Genomic DNA, 16,657 nt, shown 5'->3' with positions numbered 1-16,657 from the left:
GATGACTTCCCCGGTCAAGGGGGGCGCCGCGGCGGCGCCCCCCGTTCCCCGTACACGTAAGAGCGTGACAGGCACACGTAAAATCGTCGCGGTCGGCTTTCTGCTGCCCGCGCTGGTGCTGCTCGGCGCGCTCGTGGTCTACCCCATCGGGTTCTCGGTCTACCGGTCCTTCTTCGACAAGTCGGGCAACAGCTTCGCCGGACTCGACAACTATGTGCAGCTGTTCACCGACGACACGATCCTGACGGCGGTCAAGAACAACGCGATCTGGGTCGTCGTCGCCCCCACCGTCGCCACCGCGCTCGGGCTGATCTTCGCCGTACTCACCGAACGGGTCCGCTGGGGCACGGCGTTCAAGCTGATCGTCTTCATGCCGATGGCGATCTCGATGCTCGCCGCCGGCATCATCTTCCGGCTGGTGTACGAGCAGGACCCGAGCCGGGGGGTCGCCAACGCGGTGGTGGTCGGGGTGCACGACACCTTCAGCGACGCGGCCGGCTACCCGAAGGCGCATCCGCTGCCCGCGCATCCGCTGAAGGCGGGCGGCGGCGGCTCGTTCGTCACCAAGGAGCCCGTGAGCGCCGGTACGCAGGTGCTGCTGCCGCTCGTCGGGGTGCCCCCGGCCAAGATGCCCTCGGACGCGGCCCCGGCGCGGGCGGCGAAGCCCGGGGACGGCAAGGTCACCGGCACGGCGTGGCTGGACTTCACGCCGGGCGGCGGCGGGAAGCCCAACGTCATCGACCCCGAGGAGCTGGGGCTCAAGGGGCTCACGGTGGAGGCGGTGAAGGACGGCAAGGTGGTCGCCACCGCGACAGCGGGCGCCGACGGTACGTTCACCCTCCCCGCGTCCGCCGACGGCGCCCAGCTGCGGCTGCCCGAGTCCAACTTCAAGGAGCCGTACAACGGGGTGGAGTGGCTCGGCCCCTCGCTGGTCACCCCGGCGATCATCGGCAGCTATCTGTGGATGTGGGCCGGGTTCGCGATGGTGCTGATCGCGGCGGGTCTGGCGAGCGTGCCCCGGGAGCTCATGGAGGCGGCACGGGTGGACGGCGCCACCGAGTGGCAGGTCTTCCGCCGGATCACCGTGCCGCTGCTGGCCCCGGTCCTCGCGGTCGTCATGGTCACGCTGATGATCAACGTACTGAAGATCTTCGACCTGGTCCTGATCATCCCACCGGGCTCCTCCCAGGCCGACGCCAACGTGCTGGCGCTCCAGCTCTACCGCTCGTCGTTCGGCACGGACGCGGATCTGGGGGTCGGCAGCGCCATCGCCGTCCTGCTGCTCCTGCTGGTGCTGCCGGTGATGCTGTTCAACATCCGGCGCATGCGGAAGGAGACCCGCCGATGACCACTCAGTCCACCTCGGTCGGGGCGAAGCAGTCCCTCGGCGGTCGGATCGCGGCCCGCGCGGGCGGCGGGGTGATGCGGGTCTTCCTGGTCCTCGTCGGCCTGTTCTGGCTGATGCCGACGCTCGGTCTGCTGATCTCCTCGCTGCGCGACGCCTCCGACATCAACGCCAGCGGCTGGTGGAAGGTCTTCACGGCCCCCGCCCAGCTCACCACCGCGAACTACGCGCGGCTGCTGGAGAACGACACGATCACCAACTCGCTGTTCTCCACCGTCATGATCACCGTTCCCTCGACGCTCCTGGTCGTGGTGATCGGCTCGCTTGCCGCTTACGCCTTCGCCTGGCTGGACTTTCCCGGCCGCGACTGGTGGTTCCTGGTGGTCGTGGGGCTGCTGGTGGTGCCCGTACAGGTCGCGCTGGTCCCGGTGGCGAAGCTGTTCGGCGCCATCGGCATCTTTGAGACAACTTTCGGCGTGATCATCTTCCATGTCTCCTTCGGACTGCCCTTCGCGATCTTCCTGCTGCGGAACTTCTTCGCGGAGATCCCGAGGGAGCTGCTGGAAGCAGCCCGGCTCGACGGGGCGGGTGAGCTGAGACTGTTCACCCGGGTCGTGATGCCGCTCGGCGGACCGGCCATCGCCTCGCTGGGCATCTTCCAGTTCCTGTGGGTCTGGAACGACATGCTGGTCGCGCTGATCTTCGCGGACTCCAAGAACCCGCCGATCACGGTCGCGCTCCAGCAGCAGGTACGGCAGTTCGGCAACAACATCGACGTACTGGCGCCGGGTGCGTTCGTCTCGATGATCATTCCGCTGGCCGTGTTCTTCGCGTTCCAGCGGCAGTTCGTGTCCGGCGTGATGGCGGGCGCGGTGAAGTAGCGCCGCTTCCACCGTTCACCGGAGCGGGTGCGGGGAGGCCGGGAGAACGGCCTCCCCGCACTGCCGCGCCCGCTCAGCGGCTGAGCGCGAGCACCGCGGACGCCGCCAGGTCGTCCAGATAGCCCCGGGGCAGCTCGCCCCGTACCACCACGAGCCGCCAGTAGAGCGGTCCGACGATCAGATCGAGAGCCCGGTCGGGGTCCGCGCCCTCGGGCAGTTCGCCGCGCTCCACCGCCTCCCGCACGATCACCGCCACGATGCCCCGCTGTCCGTCCAGCAGCGCCGCCTTGATCGCGTCGGAGATCTCCGGGTGCCGGGCCGCCTCCACCAGCAGATCCGGGATGACCTGCGAGGCGACCGGGTGGCGCAGGGCGTGCGAGGCCACTTCGAGCAGGGCCCGCACATCCCCGTACAGCGAACCGGTCGCCGGGGCGGGCAGCCCCTGCGCCGCGAAGGCCGAGACCAGGTCGAGGACGAGCGCCAGCTTGGACTTCCAGCGCCGGTAGACGGCGGTCTTCCCGACCCCGGCGCGGCGCGCGATGCCCTCGATGGACATCCGGGCGAACCCGACCGCCGCCAGCTCATCGAAGACGGCCGCGCGGATGGCGTCGGTCACCTCTTCCCGCAGCACGGCGGCGCCCGCCGGGGCACGGCGGGCGGTGCGGGCGGCGGCCGGGGGGCGGGATTCCTTGGTCATCACGTCGAGCATAGCCTCATCGACGTTACGACGACACGGTTGCGTTGCGACGCTCGCCGCTCTACCTTGTCGTTACGACGATACGGTCCCGTTCCGTCCCTGGTCGCCACCGGACACCCCCTGCTTCCGCCCTGCCTCAGCGCCCCCGCACCTCCAGGCCCCCGCGCCAGCGCACCGCGCGGCCCGGCCGCCGTCGAACCAGCCACCGTCGAAAGCGACACCTGTGAGCCAGACGATCGCACCGCCCTCCCCACAGGCCCCCGGGCCCACCCCCGTGACCGACCTCACCGCGCTGGCCCTCCGGCACGGCCTGTCCGTCAGCGGCGCCCGCCCGTCCCTGCCGGAGTACGTCGGCCGGCTCTGGTCGCGCCGGCACTTCATCACCGCGTTCGCCACCGCGCGGCTGACCGCCCAGTACAGCCAGGCGAAGCTGGGCCAGGTCTGGCAGATCATGACCCCGCTGCTCAACGCGACGGTCTACTACTTCATCTTCGGAGTGCTGCTCGACACCAAGCGCGATGTGCCGGACTTCGTCCCGTTCCTGGTGACGGGCGTCTTCATCTGGACCTTCACCTCGAACTCGATCATGGCGGGCACCCGCGCGATCTCCGGCAACCTCGGTCTCGTACGGGCCCTGCACTTCCCGCGCGCCGCCCTGCCGATCGCGCTCGCCCTCCAGCAGCTCCAGCAACTGCTGTTCTCGATGGGCGCGCTGGTGGTGATCCTCGCCTGCTTCGGCCAGTACCCGCGCCTCGGCTGGCTGCTCGCGGTGCCGGCGCTGCTGCTCCAGGCGCTGTTCAACACCGGGGTCTCGATGGTGGTGGCGCGGCTGGCCGCCAGGACCCCCGACATCTCGCAGCTGATGCCGTTCCTGCTGCGGACCTGGATGTATGTGTCAGGGGTGATGTGGAGCGTCGACCGGGTGACGAACGGCGACCACCTCCCCCACGCCGTCACGGTGGCCCTGGAGTGCAATCCGGCCGCCGTCTACATCGACCTGATGCGCTTCGCGCTCATCGACAGCTACACCGCCGGCCAACTGCCCCCGCACATCTGGGCCGTCGCCGTCGGCTGGGCCGCGCTCGCGGGCGTCGGCGGATTCCTGTTCTTCTGGAAGGCCGAGGAGGAGTACGGACGTGGCTGACCCCGAACCCACCCCCACCGTCGTCGTCGACGGCGTGCACATCACCTACAAGGTCCACGGCGCCAAGGGCGGCCGGGGCAGCGCCACCTCAGCGCTCAGCCGGATCGTCTCGCGCCGGTCGGCCCCCGGCGTACGCGAGGTGCACGCCGTCAAGGGCGTCAGCTTCGCCGCGTACAAGGGCGAGGCCATCGGCCTGATCGGCTCCAACGGCTCCGGCAAGTCGACGCTGCTCAAGGCCATCGCGGGACTGCTCCCACCGTCACAGGGCAGGGTCTTCACGCGCGGCCAGCCCTCGCTGCTCGGGGTCAACGCGGCGCTGATGAGCGACCTGACCGGCGAGCGCAACGTCATCCTGGGCGGGCTGGCCATGGGCATGTCGCGGGAGCAGGTCCGCGAACGCTACGCGGACATCGTGGAGTTCTCCGGCATCAACGAGAAGGGCGACTTCATCTCCCTGCCCATGCGCACCTACTCCTCGGGGATGGGCGCCCGGCTGCGCTTCTCGATCGCCGCCGCCAAGAGCCACGACGTCCTGCTGATCGACGAGGCGCTGTCCACCGGCGACGCGAAGTTCCAGCGCCGCAGCCGGCAGCGCATCGCCGAACTGCGCGAGGAGGCGGGCACCGTCTTCCTGGTCAGCCACAGCAACCAGTCGATCCTGGACACCTGCGACCGGGCGATCTGGCTGGAGTCGGGGACGCTGCGGATGGACGGCCCGGTGGCGGAGGTCCTCGCGGCGTACGAGGAGTTCACCGGAAAGGGGGGCAAGGGCAGGAAGAAGGGGTGACGCGCTGGCGGCGTTACGGCGGGAGGTCGCCCGGATCGCGCTGCGCCGGGCGTCAACCGTAATGGGGCAGGGCCCACTTGAGGAGCGAGCCGTGTCCGCCCGGAGGCGGCTGGGCTTACCGTTCTGAGTATCCAGGTCAGAACGGAGTGCAGTATGCCGGAGCCCACTGATATTCATATCGGCGCGCGCATGGCCTCGCGTCGGAAGCTGGCTGGTTACACACAGCGGCAACTCGCCGAGCACGCTCATCTGTCTCTCGGCTCAATCCGTAAGGTCGAGCGCGGCGAGCGTCCGCCCACCCCCAGCATCCTCGCAGGCGTCGCGCGAGTCCTTCACGTCACGGTCGAAGACCTGACGGGTCAGCCCTATCGCCGGCTGCCGCAGGATCAGCAAGTGCACGCCCCCATAACCGAGGTTCGCGCGGCACTTCGGCACTGGGACCTGCCCGCCGACTGGTTCGAACTACCTCGCCCGCTGTCCGAACTCCACGCCGAGGTCCAGGCCGTGACCGAACACAGGGTTCGTGGCCGTCTCACCAGACTCGGGGAGTCTCTTCCCGCGCTGCTCGAAGAACTGACCGCTTCCGTGCACCTGCGCACGGGCCGTGAGCAGCAGCAGGCCGCACGGTTGCTCTCGCTGGCCTACGACCTGGCCCACACACTCACGTACCGACTCGGATACCCGGACCTGCGAGGCCAGGTGGAGGACCGTCTGCGGTGGGCCGCCGACCTCTCGGGAGACCCGCTCCTCACGGCTCTTGCCGAGTACAAGAGGGTGGAGACATTCAAGTCCGCTCACGAATACGACGCCGGATTGCGCGTACTGCGAGCAGCCCGTGAGCAGCTCACGGATGAGGGGCGCGGACGTGGTGCCGAGTACGTGACCGTCCTCGGCGGGATGCGGCTGCGGGAGGTCACCCTCGCGTCCAGGCAACGCGACAAGGCAGCGACCGACCATCACATGGAGGCAGCACGGAATCTGCTCGCCGAGTTGCCGCACGCGCACGATCGGCGGCACCACAGCGTGGTGTTCGGCCAGGGCAACCTGGCCATCCATGAGATCCAGGCCCGCCTGGAGCTACAACAGATCGCGGAGGCCGACAAGGTCATCGGCAAGAACAGAGAACTCCCCGACACCGTCCCTCCCACACGGATGAGTGCGTATCACATCAACGTGGCCCGGGTTCACATCGAGGCCGACCGCCGGGACGAGGCTCTGAGGAACTTGCAGGAGGCACGCAGGGCCGCACCCCAGGTGACGCGGTACAAACCCATGGCTCGCGACGCGGCGCTGCTGCTGACTATGAAGTATCGGCGGACGACGGAGGAACTCCGCTCGCTGAGTACCTGGTTCGGCCTGGAGTAGTCAAGCTCAGGGCATCTTCGGGGTACCCCAGCTTGGGGTACTTCAGCCCTTCCCACCTCGACACGATGTGACGACACGCACGCATACCGTCACCCGGAGTCGACCATGTCCGATCCCCACGGCGCACCCACACGCCCCCACCGACCGCACCCCCCGGCGGGTCCCCGGCGCCGGGCCCGTAAGGCCGTCGCCCGATGGCTGTCCCTGACCGCCAAGGACCCCGACATCCCACTCCGCGACTGGAAGGAACAGCGCCCGGCCATGCTGCCGACCGGGCACCGGTTCGACGCCGTCAAAATGCACCCCGACCTGGTACACGCCGCCCTCGGCAGCACCACCGAAGACGGCGTACGCGCCGGACTGACCGCCGCACTCGACGGGCCCGTGATCTGCCGCCACGGACTCTGGTACTACGCCCTCGTACCACCCAGGACAACCGAAACATGGCTCTCCCCCCACGCCACGGTACTCGGCCGCGGCGCCTGGCTGGCCGTCCCCCAAATCGACGCCACACCACAGCGCATGGCCGCCCCCTACTGGGCCACACCCCTGGAAAGCCCGGACCGCCTCTGCCTCCCCGACGCCGTCGCGACCATACTGCGCGCCGGAGCCGAACGACTCGAAAACCCCGCACACCCACACACACACGCCTGGCGAAACCTACTGAACCACCTCATCACATGCCCCACATGCACCCACAGCGAACCGTGCGACCAGGCTGCCACCCTGCGCCAGACCGAACGGGCGACCGGCGGTGCCTCGGTACTGCGGCACTACGGCCAGGGGGCGCCCGGCTCGTGCTGAGCCGGGCGTCAACGCGAGTCGTTCAGAGCCCACTTGGCCGCCGACACGTGGCCGCCTGGGCTTACCGTTCTGAGTAACCGGTTCAGAACGGAGTTCAGCATGGCGCACAGCAGTCAGGAGCACACCGGCGCACGCATCGCGGACTACCGGAAGCTCCGCCAGATGTCGCAGACCGCGCTGGCGCGCGACGCGTTCCTCTCACGCAGCACGATCGCGAAGGTCGAGGCCGGTCTCTCGCCGGCGAGTACCGCCGTCGTCGCGGCTTGCGCCCGAGCCCTTCAGGTAGATGTCGCCGTCCTCTACGGCCAGCCCTACATCTCGGAGTTGCGGCAGGACCACCTCGACCGGCTGATCAGTCCGCTGTCGAACGCGCTCGACATGTATGACCTCGGACCGGACCCGGACATCACCCCTCGTCCGATCTCCAGGATCGCCGACGATGTCGCGGTCCTGTGCTCCGGGGCGTGCGCCACGGAGTACAAGAACGTCGGCGCGCGCCTGCCCGGACTCCTGGGTGAACTGATCACCGCCGTGAATGTGCTGCCCCTGGGAAGTGCGGAGTACCGGAGCGCGAGCGCGACTCTCAGCTGGTGCTACTGGGTCAGCTACGAGTTCGCCTACCGGCTCGGCTACCACCACCTCGCCTCGATCGCCTTGGAGCGCATGGGCTGGATGGCCGAACAGGCACAGGACCCGCTGCTTCTCGCCGTTCGGCTGGCCAAGCGGTCCAGCATCCTGCTGCGTCGCGGGGACAACCACATGGCGGGACGGATCATCGAGCGCGGTCACGCCCTGGTCGAACAGTCAGAGAGCCGGCGGCCGGTGGATGCCCTGGCTGTCACCGGCACCCTCCATCTCGCGTCGGCCATCGCCTCCGCCCAGGCCCAGAACAAGGAAAGCGTCAGCGGCTACATGGAGCTGGCCAATAGGGCAGCGGACCAGATCGGCCGCGATGTGCCCCACGTGTACTGGACCTCCTTCGGCAAGACGAACGTGCTGCACTACGAGGTGGCGACCCGAGTGGAACTGGGGCAGCTCGGCGGAGCGGTCCAGGAAGCCAGAAAACTCCGCTTTCCCGTTGGCCACCCCAAGATGCGCATGGGGCGCTACTACATGGAGATGGGCAGGGCTTACGCGCAGATGGGGAAGGCCGAGGCCGCGCAACGCGCACTGCGCCGGGCACGCGAGATCGCTCCTCAGCAGGCTCGGTACCATCCGCTGATGCGGGAGACCATCGGCGTGCTGGTGCGACGGCAGCGCCGCGCCTCCGACTCCCTTTCCGCCATGGCCGCATGGGTCGGCATGTAGCACCCGGGAAGCGGCTCGGTGTTCCCGAGAGAGGAACACCACGGGCTTCCCCAGTCGACACGATGTGACGGAGAACATACGCCCCGTCACCCGGAGTCGACCATGTCCGATCCCCACGGCGCACCCACGCGCCCCCACCGACCCCATCCCCCGGCGGGTCCCCGGCGCCGGGCCCGTAAGGCCGTCGCCCGATGGCTGTCCCTGACCGCCAAGGACCCCGACATCCCACTCCGCGACTGGAAGGAACAGCGCCCGGCCATGCTGCCGACCGGGCACCGGTTCGACGCCGTCAAAATGCACCCCGACCTGGTACACGCCGCCCTCGGCAGCACCACCGAAGACGGCGTACGCGCCGGACTGACCGCCGCACTCGACGGGCCCGTGATCTGCCGCCACGGACTCTGGTACTACGCCCTCGTACCACCCAGGACAACCGAAACATGGCTCTCCCCCCACGCCGCGGTACTCGGCCGCGGCGCCTGGCTGGCCGTCCCCCAAATCGACGCCACACCACAGCGCATGGCCGCCCCCTACTGGGCCACACCCCTGGAAAGCCCGGACCGCCTCTGCCTCCCCGACGCCGTCGCGACCATACTGCGCGCCGGAGCCGAACGACTCGAAAACCCCGCACACCCACACACACACGCCTGGCGAAACCTACTGAACCACCTCATCACATGCCCCACATGCACCCACAGCGAACCGTGCGACCAGGGCGCCACCCTGCGCCAGACCGAACGGGCGGCCCGATGACGCGGGAACCGGGCACCGGCCCCCATGTCCCCACCGGATACCTCCTGGGCACCCGGTGCGAGGAGAGCGGAACGACGATGCTGTGGCACGGCCCGCCCCTCGGGGAGGCCGCCCCCCTCCGGGGAGCCCGGCGTGCCCGCCCCGTGCCCGCCGTGCCTGGCCGCCGACATCTTCGAGCTGCGCTCCCCGCACCGCTGTACGGGCACGACGTACGTCCAGGCGCAGGCCCGCGCGCTGGCGCTCTCGGGCCCCCGGCCCTGCCCGTGCGCGTGCCGGAGCCGGCGCCGGACGGCCGAAGAATTGTGACGGCCCGGGACGCCGCCGCCCCGGTGCACCTGGGCGACTGCTTCCGCTGCGACCGTGGCGGCCTTCAGGTGAGCCGGGTCGGCGAGCTGATCGGCCCGTACGGCGAAACGCCCCTGTACGCCTGCCGGTCCTGCGCCGAACGCCTGATGGGCATGGGCCACCACGCCCACGAGACACCCGTCGCCCCTACGTCACCACGCCGTCGCGCTGACCGGCCGGTACGTACGGGAGGGGCCCGGCCCCCGTCCGGGCCGGAGCCCGAAGGCCCCGGCCCGGACGGCGGCTGGGCCAACCGCCCGGCCGACGCGTCAGCTGTGCGTACGCAGCAGCGTGCGCATCGTCCGCATCGCGACCGACAGGTTCGCCAGGTCGAAGGCGTCCGAGCCCTGGATCTCGTCCAGGGTGGCACGCGACCGGCCCAGGATCGCCGCGTTCTTCAGCTCCCAGGCGGTGAACCGCTCCTCCGGCGTCGAACTGCCGTTGCCCACCGCCAGCACGTCCGCCGTCAGCGCGGCGTGCGCCGCGTACAGGTCCTCGCGGATGGAGGCGCGGGCCATGGACTGCCACCGGTCGGCCCGGGGCAGTTCGATGATCCGGTCCATCAGCTGGGTGATCCGCAGCCGGTCCCCGAGGTCGTAGTACACCTCGGCGACGTCGAGCGGGTCCTGCTCCGTACGGTCGGCGATCGCCACGATGTCGAGCGTCGGGAAGGCAGGCGAGAATCCCGCCACCCGTACGGCGAGTTCCTCGGGAACACCCGCGTCCGTCAGCTCCGCCAGGATGGACTGGTACCACTCCAGCTCCGCGCCGCGCAGCATCGTGGGCAGCTGCGCCCAGACCCGCTCCACGCCCGCCGCGAAGAACGCGATGGTCCCGGCGATCTTCAGGGGCTGCGGCCGGTTGCCCAGCAGCCAGCGCGTACCGCGCTCGACCAGCCGCCGCGAGTGCAGCCTGATCCGGGTCTGCACATCGGCCGGGACCTGGTTGTCCAGCGCCTCGACCGCGTCCCAGACGGCGCTCAGCCCGAAGATCTCCCTGGCCGCCGTCTGCGCCCGTACGATCTCCTCGATCGACGCCCCGGTCTCCTCGCGCAGCCGGTGCAGGAACGTCGAACCGCCCGAGTTGACCGTGTCGTTGACCAGCACCGTCGTGATGATCTCGCGGCGCAGCGCGTGCGCGTCGATCTGCTCGGCGAACCGCTCGCGCAGCGGCTGCGGGAAGTACGCGTGCAGCAGCTTGCGCAGGTGCGGGTCGTCGGGCAGATCCGTGTGGATCAGCTCGTCCGCCGCCGTGATCTTGGTGTAGGCGAGCAGGACGGCCAGTTCGGGCTGGGACAGGCCCCGGCCGGAGCTGAGCAGCTCGCGGACCTGGCGGTCGGCGGGCAGGAACTCCAGCGCCCGGTCGAGGTGCCCGTCCCGCACCAGCCGGCGCATGAAGCGCTGGTGGGCGTGGAGCAGGGAGGGCGCCTGGGCCAGGGCGTTGCCGAGGGCGGTGTTCTGCGCGTAGTTGTTGCGCAGGACGAGCGCGCCGACCTCGTCGGTCATCTCCGCGAGCAGTTTGTTGCGCTGCTCGACGGTCATGTCGCCCTCGGTGACCAGGCCGTTGAGCAGGATCTTGATGTTCACCTCGTGGTCGGAGGTGTCCACGCCGGCGCTGTTGTCGATGGCGTCGGTGTTGATCCGGCCGCCCTCGCCGCCCGCCCCGCGCCGGGCGAACTCGATCCGGCCGAGCTGGGTCAGTCCCAGGTTGCCGCCCTCGCCGACGACCTTGACCCGCAGGTCCTCGCCATTGACGCGGATGGCGTCGTTGGCCTTGTCGCCGACGTCGGCGTCCGTCTCGGTGGACGCCTTGACGTACGTGCCGATGCCGCCGTTCCACAGCAGGTCGACGGGGGCCTGGAGGATGGTCTTCATCAGCTCGGCGGGGGTCAGCTTCGTGACGCCGGGCTCGATGCCGAGGGCCTCGCGCACATGCGCGTTGACGGGGATGGACTTGGCGGTACGGGGGTGGATCCCGCCGCCCTGCGACAGCAGCGACTTGTCGTAGTCGGCCCACGAGGAACGCGGCAGCTCGAACAGCCTGCGGCGCTCGGCGTAGGAGGTGGCCGCGTCGGGGTGCGGGTCGAGGAAGATGTGCCGGTGGTCGAAGGCGGCGACGAGCCGGATGTGCTCGGAGAGCAGCATGCCGTTGCCGAAGACGTCACCGGACATGTCGCCGACGCCGACGACGGTGAAGTCCTCGGTCTGGGTGTCGTGGCCGCGCTCGCGGAAGTGCCGCTTGACGGACTCCCAGGCGCCGCGCGCCGTGATGCCCATGCCCTTGTGGTCGTATCCGGCGCTGCCGCCGGAGGCGAAGGCGTCACCGAGCCAGAAGTCGTAGGAGACCGCGACCTCGTTGGCGATGTCGGAGAAGCTGGCGGTGCCCTTGTCGGCGGCGACGACGAGATAGGTGTCGTCCCCGTCGTGGCGGACCACGTCGGCGGGGGGCACGACCTCGCCCGCGACCATGTTGTCGGTGATGTCGAGCAGTGCCGAGATGAAGATCCGGTACGAGGCGATGCCCTCGGCGAGCCAGGCGTCCCGGTCGGCGGCCGGGTCGGGCAGCTGCTTGGCGACGAAGCCGCCCTTGGCGCCGACCGGCACGATCACCGTGTTCTTGACCATCTGCGCCTTGACCAGGCCCAGGATCTCGGTACGGAAGTCCTCCCGCCGGTCCGACCAGCGCAGCCCGCCGCGCGCGACCTTGCCGAAGCGCAGGTGGACGCCCTCGACGCGCGGGGAGTACACCCAGATCTCGTACGCCGGGCGGGGCGCCGGGAGGTCGGGGATGGCCTGCGGGTCGAACTTCATCGACACGTAGTCGTGGAACCCGGCGTCCCCCTTCTCCTTGTCCTTGTCCTTGCCCCTGCCTTCCTTCCCCTGGAAGAAGTTGGTCCGCAGCGTGGCCTTGATGAGGGTGAGGAAGGAGCGCAGGATGCGGTCCTCGTCCAGGCTCGCGACCTGGTCGAGGGCTCCGTCCAGCTCCTCCAGCATCGCTTCCGTCAGCTCGATGCCCGCGCGCTGGCGCTCGGGCGCCATCCTCGCCTCGAAGAGGGAGACCAGCAGCCGGGTGGTGTGGACGTTGTTGCGGAGGGTGTCCTCCATGTAGTCCTGGCTGAAGGTCGAGCCCGACTGGCGCAGGTACTTGGCGTACGCGCGCAGCACCATCGCCTGGCGCCAGTCCAGACCGGCCCCCAGGACGAGGGAGTTGAAGCCGTCGTTCTCGGCGGCTCCGGTCCAGACGGCGGCGAAGGCGTTCTGGAAGCGTTCGCGGTCGTCCTCGGTCAGGTAGTCGACGCCCGTGGCCCCGCTCTGCGGCAGCCGCAGGCCGAAGTCGTAGATCCAGACGTGGCTGCGGTCCGAGCAGCGCAGTTCGTAGGGGCGCTCGTCGACGACCTCGACGCCGAGCCGCTGGAGGACCGGGAGGACGGCGGAGAGGGAGACCTGCTCGCCCGAGCGGTAGATCTTGAAGCGTCGCTCGCCGGGTTCGGCGCCCGCCGGCTCGTACAGCGCGAGCGAGAAGTCCGACTCGGCCTTGTCGAGCGCCTCCAGATGGGTCAGGTCGGTCACGGCGGCGTGCGGGGAGTGGTCGGCCTTGTACCCCTCGGGGAAGGCGGAGCCGTAACGGCGCAGCAGCTCGGCCGCGCGCTCCTCGCCGTACTCGGCGTTCAGCGCCTCGCCGAAGGCGTCGGCCCAGGAGCGGGCGGCGGCCACGAGGCGGGCCTCGATCCGGTCCGTGTCGGCGTCGGTGAGCTTGGCCAGCTCGGTGCCCGGGGGGACCCGGACGACGAAGTGCAGCCGGGAGAGAATCGATTCTGTGTTCCAGGCGGTGAAGTCGACGCTGGTCCCGCCCAGCTCCTCCTTCAGGATGTCGACGAGCCGCAGCCGGACCCCGGTGGTGTAGCGGTCGCGGGGCAGGTAGACGAGGGCCGAGTAGTAGCGCCCGTACTCGTCCTGGCGCAGGTAGAGCCGCAGCCGGCGGCGCTCCTGGAGGTAGAGCACGCTGGTGACGATCGAGCGGAGTTCGTCGACGGGCGTCTGGAAGAGTTCGTCGCGCGGGTAGGTCTCCAGGATCTGGAGCAGGTCGCGGCCGTCGTGGCTGTTGGGCGAGAAGCCGGCGCCCTCCAGGACCTCGGCGACCTTGCGCCGGATCACCGGGACCCGCCGTACGGACTCGGTGTACGCGGCCGAGGAGAACAGCCCGAGGAAGCGGCGCTCCCCGACGACATTGCCCTTGGCGTCGAACTTCTTGACGCCGACGTAGTCGAGGTAGCCGGGCCGGTGGACGGTGGCCCGGCTGTTGGCCTTGGTCAGGACGAGCAGCTTGTGCTCGCGGGCCTTGGCGCGGGCGTCGGCGGGCAGCCGGCTGAAGGACGGGCTGACCGGGTGGTCGTCGCTCTCGCTGTGGACCGGGTCGGAGCGCAGCACGCCCAGGCCGGTGCCGGGTACGGCGGACAGGGCGTCGCCGTCGGTCAGTTGGTACTCGCGGTAGCCGAGGAAGGTGAAGTGGTCGGCGGCGAGCCAGCGCAGCAGCTCCCGGGCCTCCTCGACCTCCTGGTCGCGCAGGTCGCCCGCCGTGGGCTCGCCGGGCAGCTCGTCGGCGATGCGCAGCGCGGAGCCGCGCATCTTCTCCCAGTCCTCGACGGTCTCGCGGACGTCGGACAGGACGCGCAGCAGGTCGGAGGTGATCTGCTTGAGGTCGGCGCGCTCGGTCTCGCGGTCGATCTCGACATGGATCCAGGACTCGGTGACCGCGTCGTGCGGCAGCTCCCCGGAGGTGGCCGCCCCCTCGGGAAGCACCTCGATCAGCTTCCCGGCGACATCGCGGCGCACCACGATCTGCGGGTGGACGACCGCGTGGATGCCGCGGTTCTGCCGGGTCAGCTCGTTGGTGACGGAGTCCACGAGGAAGGGCATGTCGTCGGTGACGACCTCGACGACGGAGTGGCTGCACGTCCAGCCGTTCTCCTCGACCGTCGGGGTGTGCGCCCGGACGCTGGCCGTCCCCTGGGGGCGGCTCCGGGCGAGCCCGTAGTGGGAGAGCGCGGCGCCGCCGATGTCGCGCGGGTCGCGTCCCGTCAGGTCCTCGGGGGCGGTGTGCAGGTAGTAGCGCTGGAGGTACGCCAGAATCGCGTCCCGGCCGGCGGGACCCTCTCCGTGGCCGGCGGTGCGGGACCCGGCCGAGGCGTTGTCCTTTCTGGGGCCGCGCCCCGGCCCTCCCGTACCCCCCGCCGGGCTGTTCTCAGCGGCCCGGGCCGCCTGTTCGAGCAGCTCGGCCTTGGCTTCGTCCAGCTTGGTCTGCATGTCCTCTGGCTCCTGTCGCGCGCCATTGCGTGACGTAGGTGAAGGAAGCGACACAACGCCACGACGCGAGGTTTCCGGTCTGAGTCGACGTTATGCCGCGATGAGAGATGTCCGGGGCGTTATTGGCCAATTTCGGCCGCCGGCCCGGGATTCAGGGCGTGTCGCTCCTGGTGACCAACGACCGCCCGGGCGCGGTGGCGCTCCGGGCGCAGGCCGGGGGCTTCGCTGCCCCCACGGCGTATCGCGCTGATCACGAGCCCAAGGCTATCGCTCTCCACCGGGGGGCCGTCATGAGCCGCTTGTGTACAAAAGCGGTGCGCCGAGTTGGACGCTGTGGACAGCGACAGGAACGGGACCGGTGGTCTTCGGGACCGCCGTGAACGGCCGGAGCCCCGGCGGTCACGTCAGGTCCCGCGCGACGGCGACGGCCTCAGCGAGGCTGTCCACCACCGGGACGCCGACCGCCTCCAGGGCGGTCCGGCTGTGCGTGCCCCCGGTGTACAGCACGGCCCGCGCGCCGACGTGCGCCGCCGCGACCGCGTCGTCCACCGCGTCCCCGATCACCACCGTACGGGCGGCGGATATCGCGCCCTCGGCGGCCAGCGAGGTCAGATGGCGCTCCATGTGCAGGGCCTTGCTGCCGCCGGAGGGGCCGGTGCGTCCGTCGATCCGGAGGAAGTGGCGCTCGATCCCGTATCCCCGCACCACGGGGACCAGCTCCTGATGGCCGTACATGCTCAGCAGCGAGTGGCTGCCGCCGTCGAGCGACCATGCCGCGAGCAGCTCCTCCACGCCCGCGGTCAGCGCGCAGCCGGAGCGGCGCCGCGTGTAGTGCCGGTGGAAGGTCTCGTCCATCGCGACCCACTCCGCGTCGCTGGGGAGCCGGCCCGTCAGCCGCTCGTAGAAGCGCGGGATCGGGACGCAGTACAGCTCGCGGTAGCGGTCCAGGGAGATCGGCTCCAGACCTATCTCGGCGAAGGCCGCGTTGGTCGCCCCGACGACCGCCCGGATGTCGTCGAGGATGGTGCCGTTCCAGTCCCAGACCAGATGCGCGTGCTGCTTCCCCATGCCCAGAACGGTACCGGCAGGGTCTGACAGCGGCCCCGGCCGCGTCCTGGCGCCAGGGTGCACCGACCCGCGCGTCGTGCGCCGGGGTGCGCTCGCCCGGTGCGTCAGCCGAGCAGGTTCGGGATCTCCTGGATTCCGTACCAGAGCAACTCGTGGTCCTCCGCCCCGTCCACCGTGAACCGGGCGTCGTCGTCGCCGTGGTCGGCCGCGCCCAGGGCCGCGGCGGCGGCGCTCACCTCGGCGTCCGCTTCGTCGGAGTCGACGTGCACCGCCGCCGCCTTCGCGAGCGCGATCGCCGAGGCGATCCGCACCTCGCCGAGGCCGGCCGGGTCCAGCGCCAGGTCCGGGTCGGCCACGGCCTCGCGGTCCGGCACGTCCGCCGCGACGACCACCCTGCGGCGCCGGGCCCCGGGGTCGGCGGCGAGCAGCCTCAGCGAGGCGGCGGCGGCCCGGTTGAGGGCCGCGTACTCCAGCTCCTCGATGTCGTCGGAGACGTACCACTCGCGCAGTCCGGGCGTCACCGCGTAGGCGACCAGCGGTCCCGGCCCCACTTCGCCCGTCCTGTGCGCCTCTGCGAGACCGGGAAGGGTCAGGGGGACGTAGACGCGCATGGCTGGCCGCTTTCGGTAGAGGGAGAGCTTTCAAAGGATACGTGCGCGCGTCCCCCTTCGGGGTGATGACCTCGGCGCTCGTGGGCGTCCACCGGAACCCGCTCGCCGGTGCGTCATCGGGGCCGGCACCGCCCGTGGGCCACCCGGATAGGTGATTCGACGACCCGCCGCTGTCCACGCCCGGGGTCCTTGCGTCCGCCCGCCAAGGAACCGTAAAAGATCCCCCAACGACAAGTTACCGACCGG

Annotated in this window: 12 protein-coding genes; 8 read left to right on the top strand and 4 right to left on the bottom strand. The window is 70.2% G+C overall.

The genetic code is table 11. The features are described 5' to 3' along the window. The first annotated feature begins 1 nt into the window (after window position 1). Both ACFY6S_RS31200 and ACFY6S_RS31195 read left to right on the top strand, forming a co-directional pair. Entirely contained in the window at window positions 2–1,348 is a 1,347-nt protein-coding gene (locus ACFY6S_RS31200; protein WP_388824985.1) for a carbohydrate ABC transporter permease, read from the top strand. Further along, window positions 1,345–2,226 carry a carbohydrate ABC transporter permease gene (locus ACFY6S_RS31195; protein WP_388824982.1) on the top strand — a complete coding sequence of 294 codons (882 nt, stop codon included), beginning with the start codon at window positions 1,345–1,347 and terminating at the stop codon, window positions 2,224–2,226. The genes ACFY6S_RS31200 and ACFY6S_RS31195 overlap by 4 nt, the downstream gene beginning before the upstream one ends. A 73-nt stretch (window positions 2,227–2,299) precedes the next feature. Here the strand turns inward: ACFY6S_RS31195 and ACFY6S_RS31190 are convergent, their stop codons facing one another. After that, window positions 2,300–2,935 (bottom strand): TetR/AcrR family transcriptional regulator, encoded by a 636-nt coding sequence (locus ACFY6S_RS31190; RefSeq protein WP_388824979.1) that lies wholly within the window; start codon window positions 2,933–2,935, stop codon window positions 2,300–2,302. A gap of 211 nt (window positions 2,936–3,146) precedes the next feature. On the opposite strand from ACFY6S_RS31190, the gene ACFY6S_RS31185 reads away from it, so the two are divergent. The 6 genes from ACFY6S_RS31185 to ACFY6S_RS31160 all read left to right on the top strand — a co-directional run bounded on the left by ACFY6S_RS31185 (window position 3,147) and on the right by ACFY6S_RS31160 (window position 9,084). Then, the gene (locus tag ACFY6S_RS31185; protein ID WP_388824976.1) at window positions 3,147–4,067 is read left to right on the top strand and encodes an ABC transporter permease; all 921 of its coding nucleotides are present in this window, start codon (window positions 3,147–3,149) and stop codon (window positions 4,065–4,067) included. Further along, on the top strand, window positions 4,060–4,854 hold the full coding sequence (locus ACFY6S_RS31180) for an ABC transporter ATP-binding protein (RefSeq protein WP_388824972.1): 795 nt from the start codon (window positions 4,060–4,062) through the stop codon (window positions 4,852–4,854). The genes ACFY6S_RS31185 and ACFY6S_RS31180 overlap by 8 nt, the downstream gene beginning before the upstream one ends. A 153-nt stretch (window positions 4,855–5,007) precedes the next feature. Continuing rightward, window positions 5,008–6,219: a helix-turn-helix domain-containing protein gene (locus tag ACFY6S_RS31175; RefSeq protein WP_388824969.1), complete on the top strand. Its 1,212-nt coding sequence runs from the start codon at window positions 5,008–5,010 to the stop codon at window positions 6,217–6,219. Window positions 6,220–6,324: 105 nt separating this feature from the next. Next, window positions 6,325–7,023, top strand: coding sequence for a hypothetical protein (locus ACFY6S_RS31170; RefSeq protein ID WP_388824966.1), 699 nt, complete (start codon window positions 6,325–6,327; stop codon window positions 7,021–7,023). A 99-nt stretch (window positions 7,024–7,122) separates the two neighbouring features. Continuing rightward, window positions 7,123–8,331, top strand: coding sequence for a helix-turn-helix domain-containing protein (locus ACFY6S_RS31165; protein WP_388824962.1), 1,209 nt, complete (start codon window positions 7,123–7,125; stop codon window positions 8,329–8,331). Between the two features lie 102 nt (window positions 8,332–8,433). Next, on the top strand, window positions 8,434–9,084 hold the full coding sequence (locus ACFY6S_RS31160) for a hypothetical protein (RefSeq protein WP_388824959.1): 651 nt from the start codon (window positions 8,434–8,436) through the stop codon (window positions 9,082–9,084). 614 nt (window positions 9,085–9,698) lie between these two features. On the opposite strand, the gene ACFY6S_RS31155 is transcribed toward ACFY6S_RS31160, so the two are convergent. The 3 genes from ACFY6S_RS31155 to ACFY6S_RS31145 all read right to left on the bottom strand — a co-directional run bounded on the left by ACFY6S_RS31155 (window position 9,699) and on the right by ACFY6S_RS31145 (window position 16,411). Continuing rightward, on the bottom strand, window positions 9,699–14,732 hold the full coding sequence (locus ACFY6S_RS31155; protein ID WP_388824956.1) for an NAD-glutamate dehydrogenase: 5,034 nt from the start codon (window positions 14,730–14,732) through the stop codon (window positions 9,699–9,701). A gap of 399 nt (window positions 14,733–15,131) precedes the next feature. Next, the gene (locus ACFY6S_RS31150) at window positions 15,132–15,800 is read right to left on the bottom strand and encodes an HAD family hydrolase (RefSeq protein WP_388824953.1); all 669 of its coding nucleotides are present in this window, start codon (window positions 15,798–15,800) and stop codon (window positions 15,132–15,134) included. A gap of 104 nt (window positions 15,801–15,904) precedes the next feature. Next, window positions 15,905–16,411: a DUF6912 family protein gene (locus tag ACFY6S_RS31145; protein WP_388824950.1), complete on the bottom strand. Its 507-nt coding sequence runs from the start codon at window positions 16,409–16,411 to the stop codon at window positions 15,905–15,907. Window positions 16,412–16,657: the final 246 nt, after the last annotated feature.

Source organism: Streptomyces sp. NPDC012835 (assembly GCF_042900885.1).
Taxonomy (GTDB): Bacteria; Actinomycetota; Actinomycetes; order Streptomycetales; family Streptomycetaceae; genus Streptomyces.
This window is presented reverse-complemented; position numbering and strand designations above follow the sequence as displayed.

What these genes read in the sequence shown, in the direction of transcription:
- ACFY6S_RS31200 (WP_388824985.1), top strand. Translation starts at nt 2, where the DNA reads ATGACTTCCCCGGTCAAGGGGGGCGCCGCGGCGGCGCCCCCCGTTCCC.
- ACFY6S_RS31195 (WP_388824982.1), top strand. Translation starts at nt 1,345, where the DNA reads ATGACCACTCAGTCCACCTCGGTCGGGGCGAAGCAGTCCCTCGGCGGT.
- ACFY6S_RS31190 (WP_388824979.1), bottom strand. Translation starts at nt 2,935, where the DNA reads ATGCTCGACGTGATGACCAAGGAATCCCGCCCCCCGGCCGCCGCCCGC.
- ACFY6S_RS31175 (WP_388824969.1), top strand. Translation starts at nt 5,008, where the DNA reads ATGCCGGAGCCCACTGATATTCATATCGGCGCGCGCATGGCCTCGCGT.
- ACFY6S_RS31170 (WP_388824966.1), top strand. Translation starts at nt 6,325, where the DNA reads ATGTCCGATCCCCACGGCGCACCCACACGCCCCCACCGACCGCACCCC.
- ACFY6S_RS31165 (WP_388824962.1), top strand. Translation starts at nt 7,123, where the DNA reads ATGGCGCACAGCAGTCAGGAGCACACCGGCGCACGCATCGCGGACTAC.
- ACFY6S_RS31160 (WP_388824959.1), top strand. Translation starts at nt 8,434, where the DNA reads ATGTCCGATCCCCACGGCGCACCCACGCGCCCCCACCGACCCCATCCC.
- ACFY6S_RS31155 (WP_388824956.1), bottom strand. Translation starts at nt 14,732, where the DNA reads ATGCAGACCAAGCTGGACGAAGCCAAGGCCGAGCTGCTCGAACAGGCG.
- ACFY6S_RS31150 (WP_388824953.1), bottom strand. Translation starts at nt 15,800, where the DNA reads ATGGGGAAGCAGCACGCGCATCTGGTCTGGGACTGGAACGGCACCATC.
- ACFY6S_RS31145 (WP_388824950.1), bottom strand. Translation starts at nt 16,411, where the DNA reads ATGCGCGTCTACGTCCCCCTGACCCTTCCCGGTCTCGCAGAGGCGCAC.